Here is an 18,903-nt window from a genome sequence, read left to right as displayed (position 1 = left end):
TGATGAAGCCGGACCAAGTGACCGGTTTCCGGCAAACCACATGACGAGGTGAGAGCCGTGCCCCATTCGACGCAAGCGCAATACGAGCAGACGCCTGCCACCGACGACACCACGATGTTCATCTTCGGCGCCGGCGGCGACCTGGTGAAACGGCTGCTGATCCCTTCACTCTACAACCTGGACCGGGACCGCCTGATCGCCCCGGAAATGCGAATCGTCGGCATCGATCTCGCCGAGCACGACGACGAGAGTTTTCGTCGACATCTCAAGGACTTCATCGCCGACAAGGCCGCCGACAATCATTCGGAGAGCCGGGGCGGCTCCCTGGACGAGTCCCACTGGCGGGATTTCGAGAAGCGACTGCACTATCGCCAGGGCGATTTCACCGATGACGCCATCTATCGCCAGATCGAGGATGTCATCGCCTCGTCGGGCAGCGACAACGCGCTCTTCTACTGTGCCACGTCGTCGCGCTTCTTCAGCGACATCGCCAGAAAACTCGACGGCGCCGGACTGCTCGAGGAGCGAAACGGGCAATATCGCCGGCTCGTGGTCGAGAAACCGTTCGGTCACGACCTCGAATCCGCACAGACATTGAACGCCGACCTGCTCGAGGTGATGAAGGAAGAGCAGATCTATCGAATCGACCATTTCCTCGGCAAGGAGACGGTCCAGAACATCCTCGTCGCCCGCTTCGCCAACGTCCTGTTCGAACCGTTCTGGAACAATCATTACATCGATCACATCCAGATCACCGCCGCGGAGACGGTCGGCGTCGAGGAACGTGCCGCCTTCTACGACAAGGCCGGTGCGATGCGCGACATGGTACCCAACCACCTGTTCCAACTGCTGGCGATGGTCGCGATCGAACCGCCGGCCGCGTTCGGCGCAGACTCCCTGCGCAGCGAAAAATCGAAGGTGCTGGGCGCCATCCGCCCGTGGACCACCGAGGAAGCCGCCCACCACTCCGCCCGCGGACGCTACGAGAAAGGCACCCTCGACGACCGCCAGGTGCCCGGTTATCTCGACGAAAACGGCGTCGACGCGGACAGCCAGACCGAAACCTTCGTCGCCATGAAGGTGATGGTCGACAACTGGCGCTGGGTCGGCGTGCCGTTTTACCTGCGCACCGGCAAGCGCATGAGCGCGCGGGATACCGAAATCGCGATCTGCTTCAAGCCGGCGCCCTACGCGCAGTTCCGCAATACCGACGTGGAACGCATGGCCTCCAACTGGCTGATCATCCAGATCCAGCCCAACGAGGGCATGTGGTTCGACTTCCAGGCCAAGCGCCCCGGCCCCGAGCTGGAAATGGATACCGTCAAGATGGGCTTCGCCTACAAGGACTTCTTCGATCTACCCGCGGTCACCGGCTACGAGACGTTGATCTACGACTGCCTGACCGGTGACCAGATGCTGTTTCAGCGCGCCGATACCATCGAGAATGGCTGGCGTGCCGTGCAGCCGTTCCTGGATGCCTGGGCTCGACAGCCCGAGGCCGGGGAGTCCGGTATCGAAGGCTATGCTGCCGGCACCGATGGACCCGCCGGCGCCCATGAACTGATCCAGCGTGACGGCCGCACTTGGCACAAGGTAGGGGAAGCGACGGGCCCCGGCGTGGCGCCGGTGCCCGGCAAGCGCTGAGGCCATGGCACGCGCCGAGTCGGACCGCCGCGAACGACGGAGAGGCGCGGTCGCTATCAGGTCGCCCGCCATGGCAACCAGATCTCCCGCCATGGCTACCAGATCTCCCGATACAGCTCGGTCACTTCCTGGTGGCTCGGCACCCGTGGGTTGTTGCCCGGCGAGCCGGAGGCCAGCGCCTGCTCCGCCATGGCGTCGATCAGCGCGAGGTAGCGCTGCTCATCAATGCCGTAGTCGCGCGGTCGCGGCACCTCCAGCTCGCGGTTGAGGGCGGCCAGTTCGTCCAGCAGTCGCTGGCCGGCGCGAGCATCATCGTCGTCGACGCCGGCAACGCCGATGGCGCGGGCGCAGGTGGCGTAACGTTCGCGGGCCTCGGGCAGCGAGAACGCGGTGACCGCCGGCAGCAGCATGGCGTTGGACATGCCGTGGGGCACGTGAAAGGCCGCGCCGATCGGACGACTCATGCCGTGCACCAGCGCCACCGAGGCGCTGGAAAAGGCCAGTCCCGCCAGGCTCGATCCCAGCATCATCGCCTCCCGCGCCGGCCGGTCGTCGGGCTGGTGGTAGACCCGGCGTAGATGGGGGCCGATCAGGCGCATGGCGGCCAGCGCATTGTGATCCGAGAAAGGGTTGGCCTTGCGACTCACGTACGCCTCGATGGCATGGGTCAGCGCATCGATGCCGGTATCGGCGGTGACCCGTGCCGGCACCGAGAGGGTCAGCTCGTAGTCGACGATCGCCGCCGCCGGCATGAAGCCGATCCCGGGGCAGAGCATCTTCTCGCCGACGCTATCGTCGGTGATGATGGTGAAGCGCGTCATCTCCGAGCCGGTGCCGGCGGTGGTGGGTATGGCGACCAGAGGCAGGCCGATCCGCGCGGCCGAACGCGGAAACTGATAGTCACGGATCGCGCCACCGAAGTGCCCCAGTACGCCGATCGCCTTGGCGGAGTCGATAGGGCTGCCGCCACCCAGCGCGACCAGGCCATCGAAGGCACCCTGGTCGGTGCCATCGCGCATCGACTCGACGCCTGCGCGAATCGATGCCTCGGTGGGCTCCGGCACCGTATCGGCGAAGACCCGGTAGTCGAGATGCGCCGCGTCGAGCAGCGCCTCGACACGCGCCAGATAGCCAAGTTCCACCATCGTGGTGTCGGTCACGATCAGCGGCCGCCGCACGCCCAGCGCCGCGAGTACCTCTGCCAGCCGCTCGAGCGCACCACCACCGACCTCCATGATGCGCGGCATCAGGATGTTGCTGGACATCGACTCTCCTCCTCGTCCGACCTTGCGACCTTTACGACGGCACGTCGGCTGCCGCCCTTCCCAGGCAGCATGCCACGCCATGGCGACGCTGGACGCGAGCCTGCCACCAAAGTGCAAGATCCAGCGAAAGCCCTGCCGCCGAGACCGGTTTCGGAGAGCGCGATGCGCACCCGCGCAGGATCGTGGCTCCCAGCGGGGCCGTCAGGAAACGGGATCCAGTCGCCGCGCCATCAGCTTCTCGACCAGCGCCTGGCCCGCGATCTCGAAGTTCTGATCGAGCTCGAGGTCGCGGAAGCCGCAGCTCGCGTAGAAGCGGATGGCGACGACGTTGCCGGCCAGCACCCACAGCCCGACATCGCGATAGCCCTGGTCGAGGCACCAGCGGTGGGCCCGGTGCCACAGCGCACTGCCCACACCCTGGCGCTGCGCCCGCGGCGAGACGTAGAAGCCGTGCAACTCGGCCCAGCCGGGGGTCATCGCACCCACCTCGGGGCGCGCCTCTTCGGTCTGACGGAAGGGGCCGGTTCGGACCCATCCCAACATGTCGCTGCCACGTGATGCCACGAAGACGCTGGCGTCATCCGCCAGCGCCTCGCGCCAGGTCTCGACCTTCGACGCGGCATCCAGCGACACCAGCGTGTCGTCGTCGATCAAACCGCGGTAATTGTGGCGCCAGGCGTCGACGTGGATGCCCGCGATCGACGCCGCATCGTCCCGCGTTGCCCGGCGTACGCTAACGCCGTTCGCCACGTTCACCCCGCCAGCCGGCCCAGCGCGAAGCCGGCGATGGCGGTGTCCTGCACCCCGGTCCCGGTGAGATCGCAGACGGTGATCTGGGAATCCGCGGTACGCAGGCTGCTGCCACCGGCGATCACCCTGCCCAGCTCGTTGATCCGGAAAGGCGCGTCGTGGCCGGCGTAGGCCTTGAGCTCGCCGTTGTTCTCGCTCTGGGCGCGGGTGTCGGCCACGAAATGATCGGCCCGCTCCATCACCGACGAATCGAGTTCGCGCTTGTCCGGGCTATCGGAACCCATGGCGGTGACATGGACGCCCTCGCGCAGATGCTCTCCGGAGAGCAGCGGCTCGCGCGACGGCGTGGTGGTGACGATGATGTCCGCCTCGCGGCAGGCGTTGGCGATCTCGGTGTGCACCGCCACGGTCAGCCCATGTTTTTCCTGCATCCGTGCCGCGTAGGCTTCGGCCTTGGCGACGTCCCGCGCCCAGACGTCCAGCGTGTCGATGTCGCGCACCAGCTTGAGCGCGGCGACCTGCAGCTCGGCCTGCAGCCCGGCGCCGAGGACGGTGACACGCTTGCTGTCGGCGCGGGAAAGATGCTTCGCCGCAATGGCGCCGGCCAGCGCGGTTCGAATATCGGTGAGATAGCCTTCGTCGAACAGCACCGCCTCGACCAGCCCAGTCCTGGCCGAGAACACGATCATCAGTCCGTTCAGGCTCGGCAGGCCGAGCTTGGGATTGTCGAAGAAGCCGGGGCTGACCTTGATCGCGAAGCGTTCGTTGCCCTTGATATGGGCGGTCTTGACGTCGACTTCGCCGTTGGACTCCTCGATCGCCATCGACAGGATCGGCGGCTGGACGACGTTGCCCTCGCCTAGCGCGCGAAAGCCGGCTTCGACGGCGTCCAGCGCGGCGTGATCGAGAGTGACGACGGCTTGAATCTGTTGGCGGTTATAGAGTTCCATCGGGGTAGCTCCTGAGTCCATTCGGTTGAATTCGTAGCAGTTGAATTCACAGCACTATTCGAGCGCTCAGCGCTCTGGATAGTCGATCAGCGTCTTGGCCCGCATCAATGTCTCCGCATCGACGCCGTTGCCCGAGACGATCAGTACGACTTTCTGGCCCCGGATATCGATATCGTGCTCCTCGATGGCGGCGAGCCCGACCGCCGCGGCGCCCTCGACCAGCATCTTCTCCTGCTCGAAGAAGTGCAGCATGGCGCGGGCGATGGCCGACTCCGAGACCCGGTAGTGATCGTCCATCACCTCGCGCACCAGCGCGAACGTGCAGCGGTTGTCGAGCCCGATCCCGCCACCCAGCGAGTCCGCCAGCGAGGCTTCTTCCTCGACCTCCACCGGCTCGCCCGCCGCCAGGCTGTCGATCATCGCCGCGCCCTTCTCCATGCTCACCCCGGTCACCTGGACCTGGGGGTTGATGCCCTTGACGGCGCGGCCGATACCGCCCAGCAACCCGCCACCGGAAAGGCCGATGAAGACGCGATCGAGGCTTGGCAGATCCTCCATCAGCTCCAGGCCGATGGTGCCCTGGCCGGCCGCGATCAGCGAATCGTCGAAGGGTTCGATCAGCGCCATGCCCTCCTCGGCGACCAGACGCCGCGCCTCGACGAAGGCGTCGTCCTGGGAGCGGCCGATCACCCGCGCCTCCGCGCCCAACGCTTCGATGGCCGCCACCTTGTTGGCCGGCACCAGCTCGGAGAGGCAGATCACGGCCCGCGCGCCGAGTCGCCTGGCCGCCCACGCCACCGCACGGCCGTGATTGCCGGTGGAGGCCGTGGTCACACCGCGCTCGAGCTGCTCCGGCGATAGCGAGGCGATCTTGTTGAGCGCGCCCCGCAGCTTGAACGCCCCGCTCGGCTGCAGGGTTTCCAGCTTGAGATAGACTTCGGCCTCGAAACGCACCGACAGGCTCTGGGAGAGGATCAGCGGCGTCCGTGCCGCCTGCCCGGCGAGTCGTTGGCGTGCCAGATAGATATCGTGAAGCGTGACGGGGTCGGACATGCGGGCTCCCGAAGCGATAATAAAAAGCGGCAGAGCTTTCACCCTGCCGCAGGGGCGCGATCGCATCAAGCCGATGCGGGCAGCCGTCAGTCCAGGTCTACAGCGCCTTCTCGCGGGTCAGCTCGTCGGTCACGCGGTCAACGGCACGCTTGGCGCGGGCGATCACGTCATCGACCTGGCCACGATCGATCACCAGCGGCGGCGCGAAGCCAAGGATATCGCCGTTGGGCATGGCCCGGGCGATCAGGTTCTCTTCCAGCGCCGCGGCGGCGACCCGGGCGCCAACCTTGAGCGCGGGATCGAATGGCGTGTACTCGCCCTTCTCCGGCGCGAATTCCAGCGCGGCCATCAGGCCCTCGCCACGCACATCGCCGACCAGCGGATGCTCACTGAAGGTCTTCTTGAGCTGGGCGTTGAAGTAGGCGCCGGTCTCGGCGGCATTGCCCACCAGGTTCTCGCGCTCGATGATGTCCAGGTTGGCCATCGCGGCGGCGGCGCCCAGCGGGTGGCCGGAGTAGGTCCAGCCGTGGCCGATCGGGCCGTATTCGCCGGTGCCATCTTCCAGCGCCTTCCATACGCGCTCGCCGACGATCACGCCGGAAAGCGGCTGATAGGCGCTGGTCAGGCCCTTGGCGATGGTGACCAGGTCCGGCTCGATACCGTAGTGCTGGAAGCCGAAGTCGCTGCCCAGACGACCGAAGCCGCTGACGACCTCGTCGGCGATCAGCAGGATGTCGTGACGCTTGAGCACGGCCTGGATCGCCTCCCAGTAGCCTGCCGACGGCGGAATGATGCCACCGGTGCCGAGTACCGGCTCGCCGATGAAGGCACCGATGGTTTCCGGGCCTTCGCGCTGGATCAGCGCTTCGAGCTGCTCGGCGCAGTAGACCGAGAACTCGCGCTCGCTCATGTCGCCGCGCTCCCTCCGGTAATAGTAGGGCGCCTTGGTGTGCAGGATGCCCTCGATGGGCAGGTCGAAATGCTGGTGGAACGCGGGCAAACCGGTCAGCGAACCGGCGGCGATGCTGGAACCGTGGTAACCGCGCTGACGCGCGATGATCTTTTTCTTCTTCGGCTGGCCGGTGACGTTGTGGTAGTAGCGCACCAGCTTGATCTGGGTCTCGTTGGCGTCGCTGCCGGAAAGCCCGTAGTAGACCTTGTTCAAGCCGTTGCCGGCGAGCCTGGCGATCCGTTCGGAGAGCGCGATCAGCGGCTCGTTGGAGTGGCCGACATAGGTGTGGTAGTAGGCCAGCTCCTTGGCCTGGGCGTAGATGGCGTCGGCGATCTCGGTGCGGCCGTAGCCGATGTTGACGCAATAGAGCCCGGCGAAGGCGTCGATCATCTCGCGGCCGTCACGATCGACGATGGAGATCCCCTTGCCGCCGGTGATGATGCGTCCCGGCGCGTCGCCGTGGGCGTGATCACGCAGATGGGTGGATGCGTGGAAGACATGGCGGCGATCGTTGTCGATCAGGGTACGGGTATCGGTCATAACCTTTCCTTAACCAAAACGAAACGCCATCGCTTGTCCGGACGGCGTTTCAGGAGCGGGCGCAGCGGTCATCGTGACCCTTGTGTCATACCCGCGTTGAAAGTCCTGGAACCTATGAATTACTCGCCGAGGGCATATTGCCGAGGCAGTAGTACTTGGTATCGAGATACTCGTCGAGCCCCGCGGCACCGCCCTCGCGACCGAGGCCGGACTGCTTGACGCCGCCGAACGGGATCGGCGCGCCGGTCATCTTGACGCTGTTGACGCTGACCATGCCGTACTCCAGCCCGCGCATCAGCTTCCAGATACGACGCACGTCATGGGTGTAGACGTAGGCGGCGAGCCCGTACTCGGTATCGTTGGCGAGCCGGATGACTTCGTCGTCGTCATCGAACGCACAGACCCCCGCGACCGGCGAGAAGGTCTCCTCGCGGAACACGCGCATCTCCGGGGTGATGTCCGCCAGCAGCGTCGGCATGAAGAAGTTCTCGCCGGGGGCCTGGCCCTCGCCACCCAGCTTGCGTGCGCCCTTCTGGATGCCGTCCTCGACGATACCCTTGGCCATGTCGACCGCGCGCTGGTGAATCAGCGGACCGATATCGCTTCCCTCGAGACCGTTACCGACCTTCAGCGCCTGCATGTGCACCAGGAAGCGCTCGACGAAGGCGTCATAGATCCTGCGATGAACGAACAGCCGGTTGGCGGCGAGACAATCCTGGCCGGCGGTCTGGAACTTGGCGGCGACCGCCTCTTTCGCCGCCGCATCCGGATCCATGTCGTCGCAGACGATGAACGGCGCATTGCCGCCAAGCTCCAGCGACATGCGCTTGACGCTGGAGGAACTCTGCCGCATCAGCAGCTTGCCGACGCGGGTCGAGCCGGTGAACGAGATATTGCGAATGCGGTTGTCGTTGCACAGCACCTCGGAGACGGTCGCCGGATCGCCGGTGACGACGTTGAACACGCCCGCCGGAATACCGGCCCGCTCGGCCAGCTCGGCCAGTGCCAGCGCGGAGTATGGCGTCTCGTTGGCCGGCTTGACGATCACCGTGCAACCGGCAGCCAGCGCCGCCCCGGCCTTGCGGGTGATCATCGCCAGCGGGAAGTTCCAGGGCGTGAACATTGCCGAGACGCCCACCGGCTCCTTGATCGTGCCCAATGCGGCGTTGGGGATATGGCTCGGGATGGTCACGCCATAGGCGCGCTTGGCCTCCTCGGCGAACCACTGAATGAAGCTGGCGCCGTAATCGACCTCGCCCCGGGAATCGTCGAGCGGCTTGCCCTGCTCGTAGGTCATCAGCAGCGCCAGGTCTTCCTTGTGTTCGTGCAGCAGGCGGTACCAGGCGTTGAGCTTCTCGGCCCGCTCGTGGACATTGATCGCCCGCCACTCGGCGAAGGCGCCCTCGGCGGCGGTCACCGTCTCGGTGATCTGGGCCGCTTCCAGCAGCGCGCAGTGGCCCAGGGTCTCTCCCGTGGCGGGATCGACGACCGCTTCCTCGCGGCCCTCGCTACCGTGGGTCCACTTGCCGTCGATATAGGCGTACTGACGGAAAAGCCGGGGATCGTTGAGTTTCATGTCGCCTCCTGCAAGGTGTCGGCGGTGAGCAGAACGGCTTGCCTATCCTGCGAGTGCGACCATGTTATCGATTCTGCAGCGAGGAATTTTTTTGTCTCGGTCGATTTACGGTCCGTTTTCTTTCGAAAGGTTTAGCGGGAGTTACGATTTTTTTTTGGTGCCAGGTGGCTATCTCAGTAGCCCTTGAGCCGATCGATCTCTCCGCGCATCGGCTCGCCGGCCCGATGCCGGGCGATATTGGCAATCACGGCTTCTATGGCGCTTTCGGGATTCGTCACGCTGCCGACATGCGGTGTCAGCAGGATGCGCTGGTGCGACCAGACAGGGTGACCTGGCGGCGGCGGTTCCGGTTCAAAGACATCCAGCACCGCGCCCGCGAGTTGCCCCCTGTCGAGCGCGGCGACCAGATCGTCGAACCGCAGATGCCCGCCCCGCCCCATGTTGACGAGCGAAGCCCCCGTCGGCAGTGCGGCGAAGAGCGCCGCGTTGAGGAAGCCTCGCGTTGCCGCCGTCAGTGGCAGCAGGCAGACCAGTATCTCGCTCTCGGCCAGGAAGGTTCCCAAGGCGCTGTTACCGGCGTGACAGCGCACGGCCGGCAACGCTTTCGGCGTCCGGCTCCAGCCACTGCAGGAAAATCCCAGGGCAGTCAGACGTGCGGCTACCGCCGCGCCCATCTGTCCCAGCCCAAGAATCCCCACTCTGCGCCGCGCCGCGGGCAGCACCGCCTCTGGCGACCAGGCACCGCGACGCTGCTGTTCGAGATAGATTGGAAGGTCTCGATGTAGCGCCATGACGGCCAGCGTCGCGTAATCCTGCATCATGCCGACGATACCGGGCTCTTCCAGCCTCACCAGCGCAACGCCGGGCGGCACCAGACTGAGATCGAACTGATCCACGCCAGCGCCAAGCGCAAAGATCACCTTCAGGGAGGGGAAGCGCGAGTAATCCGCCAACGGTGCCCAAGTACCCAGATAGTGCACGGTAGCATCGACGTCGCCCTCGAGCTCTGACACAACACGGAAATCGATCGCCGGCATGCGCTCGGCGAATAGCCGCGCCCAGAGGCATCCGCGCTGGAGATCACCACGGTAGGCGAAGGACGTCATGACCCCGTCATCTCTTCTCGCCCACATCGTCGATAGCCAGTCGCCGGGCTAGCAAGGAGGATCATGCCGTCGTCCGCTGTCGCGCCATCGCCACCAACATCACCATCGCGAACGAGGTCGCCGTCAATAGCGTGCTGATCGCCGCGATGGTCGGATCGATCTCGTCACGTAGCGCAGTGAACATGCGCACCGTCAGGGTCTGGTTCTGACCTCCGGCAATGAACAGTGCCACCATGGTCTCGTCGAGTGCCTGAATGAACGCGAAGATCGCACCGGTAATGACACTGGGCTTGATCTGCGGTAACACGACGGCCATGAATGCGCGGAAGCGATTCATGCCGAGGCTTCTGGCGACCATCTCCTGACTGTTATCGAAACCCTGCAATCCAGCGGCGACAGCGGTAATCACGTAAGGCAGCGCCAGCATGACATCCGCCATGATCAGTCCGGGCAAGCTATGCAGCAGCCCCGTCATGGCATAACTGAGAAACACACCGGCAGCGACGATGATGATCGGCACGATCAGTGGCAGTAGCAGCAGTACCTTGAGATAGCGCACGCTCCAGTGGGTCGAGACGTTGAGCCCATAGGCGGCAGCCACACCGACCGGTGTCGCGATCAACGCGGTCGAGACGGCAGCGATAAGGCTGGTCTGGGCCGCCGACATCCATCCGTTACTGCTGAAAAAGGCGTCGTACCAACGCAGCGAGTACCCCGGCGGCGGGAACGAGAGAAAGCGGCTATCCGAGAACGACATCGGGATCACGATCAGCACTGGCAGCACCAGGAACAGAAGTACCAGGGTGACATAGCCGATGAAGAGCACTCGGCTTAGGCGAACTTGGTTCATTTGACCCCCAGGATGCGTTCCATCGAGACCAGCCTGCTGACCAGATAGAATATCGACACCACCATGAGCAGCAGGACCACGCTGACCGCACTCGCCGCGCCCCACTCGACATAGAGCTGGATGTTGCGGCTCACCAGCATCGACGCCATCACGGTGCGTCCACCACCCATCAGTTCGGGCGTGATGTAGAAGCCGAGACAGAGCACGAAGACCAGCGTCATGCCGGCCAAGACCCCGCTCAGCGAGAGCGGGAAGAACACACGCCAGAAGACGTGCATCGGTGAGCCGCCAAGGCTGGCCCCCGCCAGCATCAAGTCCCGCGGAATTTTCTGCATGGTGGCGTAGAGGGGTAGCACCATGAACGGCAGGAGAATGTGGACCGTCGCGATGATCGTACCGAACTCGTTATGCACCAGCGCCAGCGGCGCGTCGGTGAGCCCCAGCCCCATCAATGTCTGGTTGATGACGCCTGAGCGCTGCAGAAGGATCAGCCAGGCGTAGGCGCGCACGAGCACGCTGGTCCAGAACGGCACGATGACCAGCGCCAGAATCATCAGCGACCAGCGTCTCGGCAGCACCGTCGCGGCGTAAGCGAGGGGGTATCCCAGTAACAACGCCGCCAACGTCACGATGAAGCTGATACGGAAGGTCAGTCCGAACGTGCGCCAATAGACCCCGTCGGTCAGCACGCGCTCGTAGTGCTCCAGGCTGAAGCTGCCGTTCACTTGGAACGACTGCGCGATCATCCAGCCCAGCGGCACGATCAGTAGCAGCGTAACGATCAGCAGCGCCGGCATCAGCAGTGCCAGCATCAGGTGGTGCTCGCGTCGCTGAAACCTCGCCGAGTTGTCCTTCGGCATCGCTTGCAGACCCGGATTGGGCAGCGTCGTCTCTTTCAAGGGATTCCCTCCGTGCAGGTCAGACGGTCTTGGAGTTGCCCGTGCGCGCAACGCACGGGCAAGGACCTCACTGCTGCATGAACTCCAGCCAGCGTCGTTCCGCCTCCACGCCCTCCGGCGACGACCACCACTCGTACGCCATCAATGCCTGTTTAGCGGCATTCTCGGGCGAGCTGGGCAATTCGGCGGCGCGCGCTTTCGAAATGCGATCGGTCTGGAAGGCGGCCGGATTGCCCGGGCCGTAATCGATGTACTTCGGTAAGTCGGCCTGAACGTCGGGAGCGATTGCGGCATTGACGAACTTCATCGCCGTATCGAGATTTGGGGCATCCTTGATCACACAGAGGTGGGTACTTTGCAGAACGCCCTGATTGTAGGTGAACGCGGCCGGCGCTCCCGCATCGATGATCGAGCTGACACGACCGTTCCACATCATGATCATGTCGACCTCTCCGTCGTGGAGAAGCTGGGCTGACTGGCCACCGGAAGTCCACCACGTCGCGATGTATGGCTTGATCTCTTCGAGCTTCTCGTAGGCGCGATCGACATCGAGAGGATAAAGCTCATCCGGCGCCACGCCATCGGCCATCAACGCGGCTTCGAGCGTGCCCAGCGGATTGTTGCGCAGCGCCCGAGGGCCTGGGAAGTTATCGATATCCCAGAAGTCCTTCCATGTCTGGGGCGGATGATCGCCATACGTTTCCGGATTATAGGCCAGCACGCTTGAATAGAATTCGTAGGCGACCGAATAGGGTGTCTTGTAACCATCCGGCATGGATTCCGCATTGGGGATACGCGAGAAATCCAGCGGTTCGATTAGCCCTTGCTCACCTCCACGAATGCAGTTGAACGTCGGCGTATCAACGACGTCCCAAATCGGCTGTCCGGTGGCTCCCTGGGTACGAATCATCGGCCAGGCGTCGGGAGCACTCTCCTGGTTGATGGTGATGCCGAGGGATTGGGCCACCGGATCGAGAATCGCTTTCGTTTGCGCTTCCTGATAGGCGCCTCCCTGCGAAACGAAGGTAATCTGGTCGGCATGAGCGACCTGAGCGGTCGTTGCCAATGGCAGTGCCAAAATCGAGAAGGCTGCCAGTTGAGTAGTCACTTTTCGCGTGAAGCATTGGATCTGGTTCATGTTGTTGTCTCCGCTTCCATTTTCAATTTGTGAATCTTCTGCGTTTAGCGCCCCATTGCGTCCAATAGTTGATACCAGCCCGCGGTCAGTCGGATACCGAATTCCCGCAACGGATAGCACGGCACACGGCGGAAATTCGTGGCCCCGAGAAGACTGACGTCTGGGTTTTCTCCCAGGGAAAAATCCGCCGCCAGTCGGCCCAGATAGTTCGATAAAGAAACGCCGGCACCATTGTAACCAGCCGCAAAAACCATACGGTCATCAAAGCGTCCGACGTGGGGAATCGCGTCCAGCGTCATCCCGACATGCCCCGACCAGCGATACGCGATCTTCACGTCAGCGAGATCAGGGAAGAGCGAGATCATGGAGCGCTGGAGGGCATCGAAGGCGGCACGCGAGTCGTGTTTTCCAAAGGCGCCGCGCCCACCGAAAAGAAACCGCCCGTCCACCTTTCGGAACCAACGCATCATCCGACGCGTTTCTCCATAACTGCGATTGTTGACCAGGAGTCGCTGCTGGAGCGCCGGGGGCAGCGGCTCCGTGGCGATGATCGAGCTGCGAAAGGGCACCATCCTGGTACGAATCCTTTCGCCGGCTTCGGTCTGCCCGCTGTAGGCATTGGTGGCCAGAATCACCTGCCTGGCGCGGACTTCTCCACCCGGGGTGATGACGCTGACACCACCGTCGGTACGTCGAATTCCCGTAGCGGGCGTCCGTTCGAACAGCGCAAGGCCGTGACGCTTGACCAGCACCTCGGCCAATCCTTCCACATAGGCCAGCGGCAGCAGCGTACCCACGCCTTCGCTGAGCACCCCTCCAAAGAAGGCGCGAGAGCCCGTCTCATCGCGCACCGCCTCGGCACTGAGCACGTGCTGGTCGCCATCACCCAGAGCGCGCTGAAGCCACTCTGCCTCATCGGCAATACTCTTGAAGGCTCGCTCATGATGAGCGCAGCGCAGATTACCGCAGCGTCGGAATCCCGCCTGGGTCAGCCCCAGCGAATCGATCAGAGCCTCCAGCTCGTCCACCGCCGTGTGGCAGAGCCGGTGGACCGAGCGTGCCGTTTCCAGTCCATGCTGGGCGGCGATCGCTGGGAACGACTGCCGCACCTTCGCTGAAACCACCCCACCGTTGCGACCACTGGCGCCCCATCCGATCCGATTGGCTTCGAGCACGACCGGAGCCACGCCTCTCTCGATCAGGCGGTGCGCCGCCGCGAGTCCGGTATAGCCACCACCGACGATGACGACATCGGTATCGCGATCGTTCTGCAACGACGGTAGCTCCGACCGGGCCCCGCTCATTTCACGCCACAGCGACGGGATATTGGCGATGGCCGACGAAGTCATCTCAGACGCCTTCCACTGCATCGGCAAGAGCCTTGAGCGTGGAAAAATGGAAGTCGGGTCGAGTGACGCTCTCTGGATCCGGGGTGCCACCAAATCCCTGCAACCCCTGGCGCCGCTCGATCCAGCAGGTCGTGTAGCCTAGCGACTTTGCCACGCCGATATCGTGATACTGACTCTGCGCCACATGCAGAATCTCATCGAACTTGTAACCGTAGGCAGCCTGGCGCCCGCGGTTGTACGCGAAGAAGAGCGGATCGGGCTTGGCCACCCCGGTATCGTCGCAGGTAACGCTGTCGTCAAAAGGGCAACCCAACGTCATCGCATAATTGGAAAAGGCCGTACGATCAGCATTGGTCATCGCGACAAGACGGTAGTGCTTGCGCAAGCGCTTGAGTGCCGCGACCGAATCAGAGAAGGCGGGCCAATTGAGCACCGACAGCTGAAAAGACTCAGCCGAGGCGTCGTCAGCCGGCAGGCCAGACTCGGCCGCCAATGACCGATAGACATCGGCCATCGCACTGCTGGAGCGCCCGTAATACCTGTCGCGACCGCGCTTGTAGACCTCGAAGATATCGTCGTCGCTCATCGCCTCCGTCGCACTGCCGCCAATGCGCCGCACGGCGGCGAGAACACCGGATTCGAAATCGATCAGCGTGCCGACAACATCGAAAGTGAGCACCTTGAAGTTGCTGAGTTCCATATCGTCAATGACTCCCGTTGTTATGACGTTATTGAGGGTGATAACAGCGTTTCTGGGGGCGCTTCAGGCGGCGTTGGCGGTCCGCTTCTGCAGATCGGACACGACGACGGTGTCGGCCGAGTGCAGGACCACGGTGAGCGAAGCGCCGACTGGCGGAATCTGTTGCTGTCCGAAATGGTGACCGGGCTGGCGCAGGCTGACGGTAGAGCCATCCCCAAGCTCCAGGAAAAGCCTCAGGCTGTCGCCCTGATAGACGATCTCGCGCACGCAGGCCTCGAGCCGGTTGTACGCCTCGTCGAGCTGGTTGCCGGTGTCGATGAGCAGCTTTTCGGTCTGCACAGCCAGATAGAGCCGAGCGTCTTTCGGCACGGCTCGCGCGCAGGCCAGCCGTTGGCTTCCGAGCTGCACGTGATGGTCATCGAGGCGTGTGACCGGCAGGAGCGTCGAATCGCCGATAAAGCTCGCCACGAAGGCGTCCTGCGGTGAGTCGTAGAGCGTTTGCGGAGCGTCGACCTGGACCAGGCGACCATCTTTGAGGATCGCGATGCGATCACTCATGGTCAGCGCTTCACGCTGGTCGTGGGTCACATAGATGACGGTCGCGCCCAGTTTCTTGTGCAACTGGCGCAGCTCGATCTGCATGGTTTCCCGCAACTGCTTGTCGAGCGCAGAGAGAGGTTCGTCCATCAGAATGAGGCGCGGCTCGAACACTATTGCCCTGGCCAGCGCCACTCGCTGGCGCTGGCCACCGGAGAGCTGGGCGATGCTACGATCCTGATAGCCGTCCAGCTCGACCATCGCCAGGGCCCGCTTGACCTTGTCCGCCCAACCCGATTTCGGCTGGCGGCGAGCCCTCAGAGGAAAGGCGACGTTGTCCCCCACGCTCATATGGGGAAAAAGCGCATAGCTTTGAAAAACCACGCCGATATCACGCTTGTGAGGTGGCATCCAGGTGACATCGCGATCGCCGATATGGACCGTGCCGGAACTCGGCATCACGAATCCGCCAAGCGCACCGAGAAGCGTGGTTTTTCCCGAACCGGAGGGGCCGAGGAGCGAGACAAACTCACCCGGTTGAATGTCGAGACTGACATCATCGAGAGCGATATTACGTCCATATCGCTTACTGACGGCGCGAATGGACACACCGACGCTACCGCTATCATGTTGGCTCATGATGCTTAGCTCCTTGTTCTTGTCTTCTTGCTATTGAGAGCAGTAGAGCAAAAGGCGGGAGACGACTCAATTGCGAAATACTTGCATCCGGTATAACTTAGGCTTATGTCAAACCTTCGGCGAAAACTGCCCAGCGCCAACGCTCTCTTCGTCTTCGAGGCGGCAGCGCGTTGCGGTAGCTTCACTCGTGCCGCCGCTCAATTGGGCGTGACGCAACCGGCTGTCAGCCGCATGTTGTCGCTGCTGGAAGCCCACCTGGAAGTTCAGCTTTTTGTTAGGACGTCAGGCGGCATCTCGCTGACCGATAACGGCAACATCCTCTACCGAGGCATCGAGGACGGTTTTCGACATATCGAGGAAGCCATTCAGGAAATTCGCGCTCGTCACACCGGAATGGAGACGATCACGCTCTCGGTCTCAACTGCGTTCACCACCCACTGGTTGATGCCACGCATGCATCGCCTTCAGCAGGAATTTCCTACCGTTGACCTGCGCTTTCAATTGATATCGGGTTCGGTCAAGGGATCGGTCGAGGATGTCGATCTTGGCCTTCGCTTCATGACCTCGAATGATGAGGAACATGAGAGCGCGCTGATCATGCCGGAAATCCTCATTCCCGTTTGCAGCTCGGAATACCGCGCCCAGCATTTCCCGGAGGCAAGTACGCCAGGAGAACTTACGCTAATCAGCCTGAGCGACAGCCGCGCGAATTGGTCCGATCTGTTTCCCGAGTTCGTGAGGCTGTGTCCCGCCCCGCCTCACGAGCTCAACTTTTCGGATTATGCCGTCGTGCTCCAGGCAGCCATGCTAGGCCAGGGGGTGGCAATTGGCTGGTTCAATGTCACGACACATTGGTTTACTAAAGGAGCTCTGGTTCCGGCCATCTCCTGCGCGATAATGACCGAGAGGCAATGCCATTTTATACACTCACGCAAAAAACCACCCAGCGATGCAACGCTACGTGTACGCGACTGGCTGATCGAGGAGATCCGTACCGAAACCCGTCAAGTCATGCAGCGCTATCCGGAACTTGCGCTGGAACGCTATCTCGTTGGCTGTCTCTGAAGCCTGTTGCCCAGACAGCCCGTATCGAGAGGACCAGAGTTTACCCCGCAATAGATCTGTGCTCTTCGGGAGCGAAGTTCATCGCACGAATCGTAGTTATGTGGCTAGCCATCCATATCCGAGAACACCGGCGGTCCCTCGCGCTTGACCGTCTTGGTGACGATATAGGTGAAGTAGCGCTCGATGCCCAGGTCGGACACCAGCCAGGCATCGATCAGGCGCTGATAGGCGTCGATACTGTCGGCGGCGATCTTGACCAGGTAGTCGACGCCGCCGCCGACCGCGACGCATTCCGCCACGGCATCGGTTTCCGACACCATGCGCTCGAAGCGGGCAAAGCTCTCGGCGTTGTGCTGCTTGAGTTCGATCTGCACCCACACCGGGGTGCGCTTGACGATGGCGTCGGGATTGATCCGGGCGCTGTAGCCTTCGATGACGCCGGCTTTCTCCAGCCGCTTGACCCGTTCCCAGCAGGGGCTGACGGAGAGGCTGATCGCCTCCGCCAGCCGCGACTTGGTGATCCGGCCGTCGCGACTGAGGATCTCCAGGATCTTGAGGTCGTAGCGATCAAGCTTCATGAGACCTGATCACGTTCCAGCGACTCGACCACTTCCGCGACCACGGCGATGGTATCGCCCATGCCCACCTTGGCCGGGAAACGCCGGGCGATCAGCACGCCGTCGCGCTGGGCACGGTACTCGACCGGCGCCGCGCCGGTGCGACTCATGTCATAGACCCGCGCCAGCACCTCGCCTTCCTTCACCATCGCGCCCAGGGAGACCATCAATTCCAGCAGTCCGGAGTGCTCGCTCTGCACGTAGCAGCTGGCGTCCGGCATGTCGACGTAGATCATGGGTTTGGTCGGCTTCTCGATCTCGCCAGCCATCAACCCATAGTGAATCAAGAAATTGCGCACGCCGCGCTCGGTCAGCGCCAGACTCTGCGGCGTCGAGGTGCCGCCACCGCCCAGCTCGGTGGTGACGAAGGTCTTGCCCTGGGATTCCACCGCGGTGTCGTAGAGCTTGGTGGCGTCGAGCTCGAACATCATCATCGCGTAGGGCGCGCCGAAGGCGACGGCGCCGGCGAGGCTGGCGCTCTCCTGGGCGAGATCGTCGAGCCGGTGGGCGGCGGCGAACGGCACGATGTCCAGCGTGCGGCCACCGGAGTGCAGGTCCAACGCCACATCGCACATCGGTACCAGCACCCGAGTGAAATAGTCGGCGATCTGACTCGTCACGCCGCCATTGGGGTCGCCGGGGAAACTGCGATTGAGGTTGCCGCCATCCAGCGGCGAGGTCCGCTTGCCGGCTTCTGCCGCAGGCGTGTTCATCATCGGCACGATGATCACGCGGCCGCGCACGTCCTTGGCCTGGAGCGTACTGGCGAGTTTGAGCAGCGAGGTGATGCCTTCGTACTCGTCACCATGGTTGCCGCCGGTCAGCAGCGCTGTCGGCCCTTCGCCATTGGCGATCACGGTGATCGGGATCATCACCGCGCCCCAGGCCGACTCGTCGACCGAGATCGGCAGTTTCAGGAAACCGTGCTGAACGCCCTGGGCATCGAAGTCGACGGTGGCGCTGATCGGGCTGGGACGCAGGGATGCGGACATGCGAACTCTCCTCAATGAAGCGGATGACGCGCCAGGGGCCCATAGCCGATTGACGCGTCATTGATAAGGTAACAGGAACCTCGGGGCGAACCCGTCATGCGGCATTGTTTGACGAACGGCTGACGCGGTCTCATTCGATGAACGGCTGACACGCCTTACTTGACGAACAGCTGGCGTGGAAAGTCGCACAGCGGCTCGGCACCATTCTCGGTGATCAGGATGCTTTCGGTGATCTCGAGGCCCCAGTCGTCCATCCACATGCCGGGCATGAAGTGGAAAGT

Annotated in this window: 17 protein-coding genes and 1 pseudogene; 2 read left to right on the top strand and 16 right to left on the bottom strand. The window is 63.1% G+C overall.

The genetic code is table 11. The features are described from left to right. Positions 1-57: 57 nt before the first annotated feature. Positions 58-1,644, top strand: coding sequence for a glucose-6-phosphate dehydrogenase (gene zwf, locus Q0602_RS07810; protein ID WP_298841228.1), 1,587 nt, complete (start codon positions 58-60; stop codon positions 1,642-1,644). Between the two features lie 95 nt (positions 1,645-1,739). On the opposite strand, the gene Q0602_RS07805 is transcribed toward zwf, so the two are convergent. From Q0602_RS07805 to Q0602_RS07745, 13 genes are all read right to left on the bottom strand, one after another. Beyond that, positions 1,740-2,909: an iron-containing alcohol dehydrogenase gene (locus Q0602_RS07805; protein ID WP_298841224.1), complete on the bottom strand. Its 1,170-nt coding sequence runs from the start codon at positions 2,907-2,909 to the stop codon at positions 1,740-1,742. Between the two features lie 201 nt (positions 2,910-3,110). After that, positions 3,111-3,659 (bottom strand): GNAT family N-acetyltransferase, encoded by a 549-nt coding sequence (locus Q0602_RS07800; RefSeq protein WP_298841221.1) that lies wholly within the window; start codon positions 3,657-3,659, stop codon positions 3,111-3,113. A 2-nt stretch (positions 3,660-3,661) separates the two neighbouring features. Further along, positions 3,662-4,609 carry a cyclodeaminase gene (locus tag Q0602_RS07795; RefSeq protein ID WP_298841219.1) on the bottom strand — a complete coding sequence of 316 codons (948 nt, stop codon included), beginning with the start codon at positions 4,607-4,609 and terminating at the stop codon, positions 3,662-3,664. A gap of 66 nt (positions 4,610-4,675) precedes the next feature. After that, a complete protein-coding gene (gene eutB, locus Q0602_RS07790; RefSeq protein ID WP_298841216.1) occupies positions 4,676-5,662 on the bottom strand; it encodes a hydroxyectoine utilization dehydratase EutB in 987 nt (328 codons plus the stop codon). Between the two features lie 97 nt (positions 5,663-5,759). Next, positions 5,760-7,154 (bottom strand): aminotransferase, encoded by a 1,395-nt coding sequence (locus Q0602_RS07785; RefSeq protein WP_298841213.1) that lies wholly within the window; start codon positions 7,152-7,154, stop codon positions 5,760-5,762. 112 nt (positions 7,155-7,266) lie between these two features. Further along, positions 7,267-8,730, bottom strand: a complete 1,464-nt coding sequence (locus tag Q0602_RS07780; RefSeq protein ID WP_295035999.1) for an NAD-dependent succinate-semialdehyde dehydrogenase — start codon at positions 8,728-8,730, stop codon at positions 7,267-7,269. 173 nt (positions 8,731-8,903) lie between these two features. Beyond that, a complete protein-coding gene (locus Q0602_RS07775) occupies positions 8,904-9,836 on the bottom strand; it encodes a glyoxylate/hydroxypyruvate reductase A (protein WP_298841209.1) in 933 nt (310 codons plus the stop codon). 61 nt (positions 9,837-9,897) lie between these two features. Then, positions 9,898-10,686: an ABC transporter permease gene (locus Q0602_RS07770; protein WP_298841206.1), complete on the bottom strand. Its 789-nt coding sequence runs from the start codon at positions 10,684-10,686 to the stop codon at positions 9,898-9,900. Further along, complete coding sequence (locus Q0602_RS07765; RefSeq protein WP_298841203.1) at positions 10,683-11,585, bottom strand: ABC transporter permease; 903 nt, start codon at positions 11,583-11,585, stop codon at positions 10,683-10,685. Before Q0602_RS07765 ends, Q0602_RS07770 begins: the two co-directional genes overlap by 4 nt. 67 nt (positions 11,586-11,652) lie before the next feature. Further along, positions 11,653-12,723: an ABC transporter substrate-binding protein gene (locus Q0602_RS07760; protein ID WP_295035995.1), complete on the bottom strand. Its 1,071-nt coding sequence runs from the start codon at positions 12,721-12,723 to the stop codon at positions 11,653-11,655. Positions 12,724-12,767: 44 nt separating this feature from the next. Beyond that, positions 12,768-14,027 (bottom strand): FAD-binding oxidoreductase, encoded by a 1,260-nt coding sequence (locus Q0602_RS07755; RefSeq protein ID WP_298841333.1) that lies wholly within the window; start codon positions 14,025-14,027, stop codon positions 12,768-12,770. A gap of 46 nt (positions 14,028-14,073) precedes the next feature. Continuing rightward, on the bottom strand, positions 14,074-14,772 hold the full coding sequence (locus Q0602_RS07750; protein ID WP_295035993.1) for an HAD family hydrolase: 699 nt from the start codon (positions 14,770-14,772) through the stop codon (positions 14,074-14,076). Positions 14,773-14,835: 63 nt separating this feature from the next. Then, the gene (locus Q0602_RS07745; protein ID WP_298841198.1) at positions 14,836-15,948 is read right to left on the bottom strand and encodes an ABC transporter ATP-binding protein; all 1,113 of its coding nucleotides are present in this window, start codon (positions 15,946-15,948) and stop codon (positions 14,836-14,838) included. A 105-nt stretch (positions 15,949-16,053) separates the two neighbouring features. Between Q0602_RS07745 and Q0602_RS07740 the strand changes: the two genes are divergently transcribed. Continuing rightward, complete coding sequence (locus tag Q0602_RS07740) at positions 16,054-17,013, top strand: LysR family transcriptional regulator (protein WP_298841194.1); 960 nt, start codon at positions 16,054-16,056, stop codon at positions 17,011-17,013. 104 nt (positions 17,014-17,117) lie between these two features. Here the strand turns inward: Q0602_RS07740 and Q0602_RS07735 are convergent, their stop codons facing one another. From Q0602_RS07735 to Q0602_RS07725, 3 genes and pseudogenes are all read right to left on the bottom strand, one after another. Next, complete coding sequence (locus Q0602_RS07735; protein ID WP_295035990.1) at positions 17,118-17,591, bottom strand: Lrp/AsnC family transcriptional regulator; 474 nt, start codon at positions 17,589-17,591, stop codon at positions 17,118-17,120. After that, positions 17,588-18,622: a N(2)-acetyl-L-2,4-diaminobutanoate deacetylase DoeB gene (gene doeB, locus Q0602_RS07730; protein WP_298841190.1), complete on the bottom strand. Its 1,035-nt coding sequence runs from the start codon at positions 18,620-18,622 to the stop codon at positions 17,588-17,590. Before doeB ends, Q0602_RS07735 begins: the two co-directional genes overlap by 4 nt. A 155-nt stretch (positions 18,623-18,777) precedes the next feature. Next, positions 18,778-18,903: pseudogene (locus Q0602_RS07725) on the bottom strand (ectoine hydrolase DoeA); the annotation flags it as partial.

The sequence above is a fragment of the uncultured Salinicola sp. genome (assembly GCF_937921195.1).
Taxonomy (GTDB): Bacteria; Pseudomonadota; Gammaproteobacteria; order Pseudomonadales; family Halomonadaceae; genus Salinicola.
The sequence above is the reverse complement of the archived record's forward strand: the minus strand, read 5'-3'. Positions and strand labels throughout refer to the sequence as shown.

What these genes read in the sequence shown, in the direction of transcription:
- Q0602_RS07805 (WP_298841224.1), bottom strand. Translation starts at nt 2,909, where the DNA reads ATGTCCAGCAACATCCTGATGCCGCGCATCATGGAGGTCGGTGGTGGT.
- Q0602_RS07795 (WP_298841219.1), bottom strand. Translation starts at nt 4,609, where the DNA reads ATGGAACTCTATAACCGCCAACAGATTCAAGCCGTCGTCACTCTCGAT.
- eutB (WP_298841216.1), bottom strand. Translation starts at nt 5,662, where the DNA reads ATGTCCGACCCCGTCACGCTTCACGATATCTATCTGGCACGCCAACGA.
- Q0602_RS07785 (WP_298841213.1), bottom strand. Translation starts at nt 7,154, where the DNA reads ATGACCGATACCCGTACCCTGATCGACAACGATCGCCGCCATGTCTTC.
- Q0602_RS07780 (WP_295035999.1), bottom strand. Translation starts at nt 8,730, where the DNA reads ATGAAACTCAACGATCCCCGGCTTTTCCGTCAGTACGCCTATATCGAC.
- Q0602_RS07775 (WP_298841209.1), bottom strand. Translation starts at nt 9,836, where the DNA reads ATGACGTCCTTCGCCTACCGTGGTGATCTCCAGCGCGGATGCCTCTGG.
- Q0602_RS07770 (WP_298841206.1), bottom strand. Translation starts at nt 10,686, where the DNA reads ATGAACCAAGTTCGCCTAAGCCGAGTGCTCTTCATCGGCTATGTCACC.
- Q0602_RS07760 (WP_295035995.1), bottom strand. Translation starts at nt 12,723, where the DNA reads ATGAACCAGATCCAATGCTTCACGCGAAAAGTGACTACTCAACTGGCA.
- Q0602_RS07755 (WP_298841333.1), bottom strand. Translation starts at nt 14,027, where the DNA reads ATGAGCGGGGCCCGGTCGGAGCTACCGTCGTTGCAGAACGATCGCGAT.
- Q0602_RS07750 (WP_295035993.1), bottom strand. Translation starts at nt 14,772, where the DNA reads ATGGAACTCAGCAACTTCAAGGTGCTCACTTTCGATGTTGTCGGCACG.
- Q0602_RS07745 (WP_298841198.1), bottom strand. Translation starts at nt 15,948, where the DNA reads ATGAGCCAACATGATAGCGGTAGCGTCGGTGTGTCCATTCGCGCCGTC.
- Q0602_RS07740 (WP_298841194.1), top strand. Translation starts at nt 16,054, where the DNA reads ATGTCAAACCTTCGGCGAAAACTGCCCAGCGCCAACGCTCTCTTCGTC.
- Q0602_RS07735 (WP_295035990.1), bottom strand. Translation starts at nt 17,591, where the DNA reads ATGAAGCTTGATCGCTACGACCTCAAGATCCTGGAGATCCTCAGTCGC.
- doeB (WP_298841190.1), bottom strand. Translation starts at nt 18,622, where the DNA reads ATGTCCGCATCCCTGCGTCCCAGCCCGATCAGCGCCACCGTCGACTTC.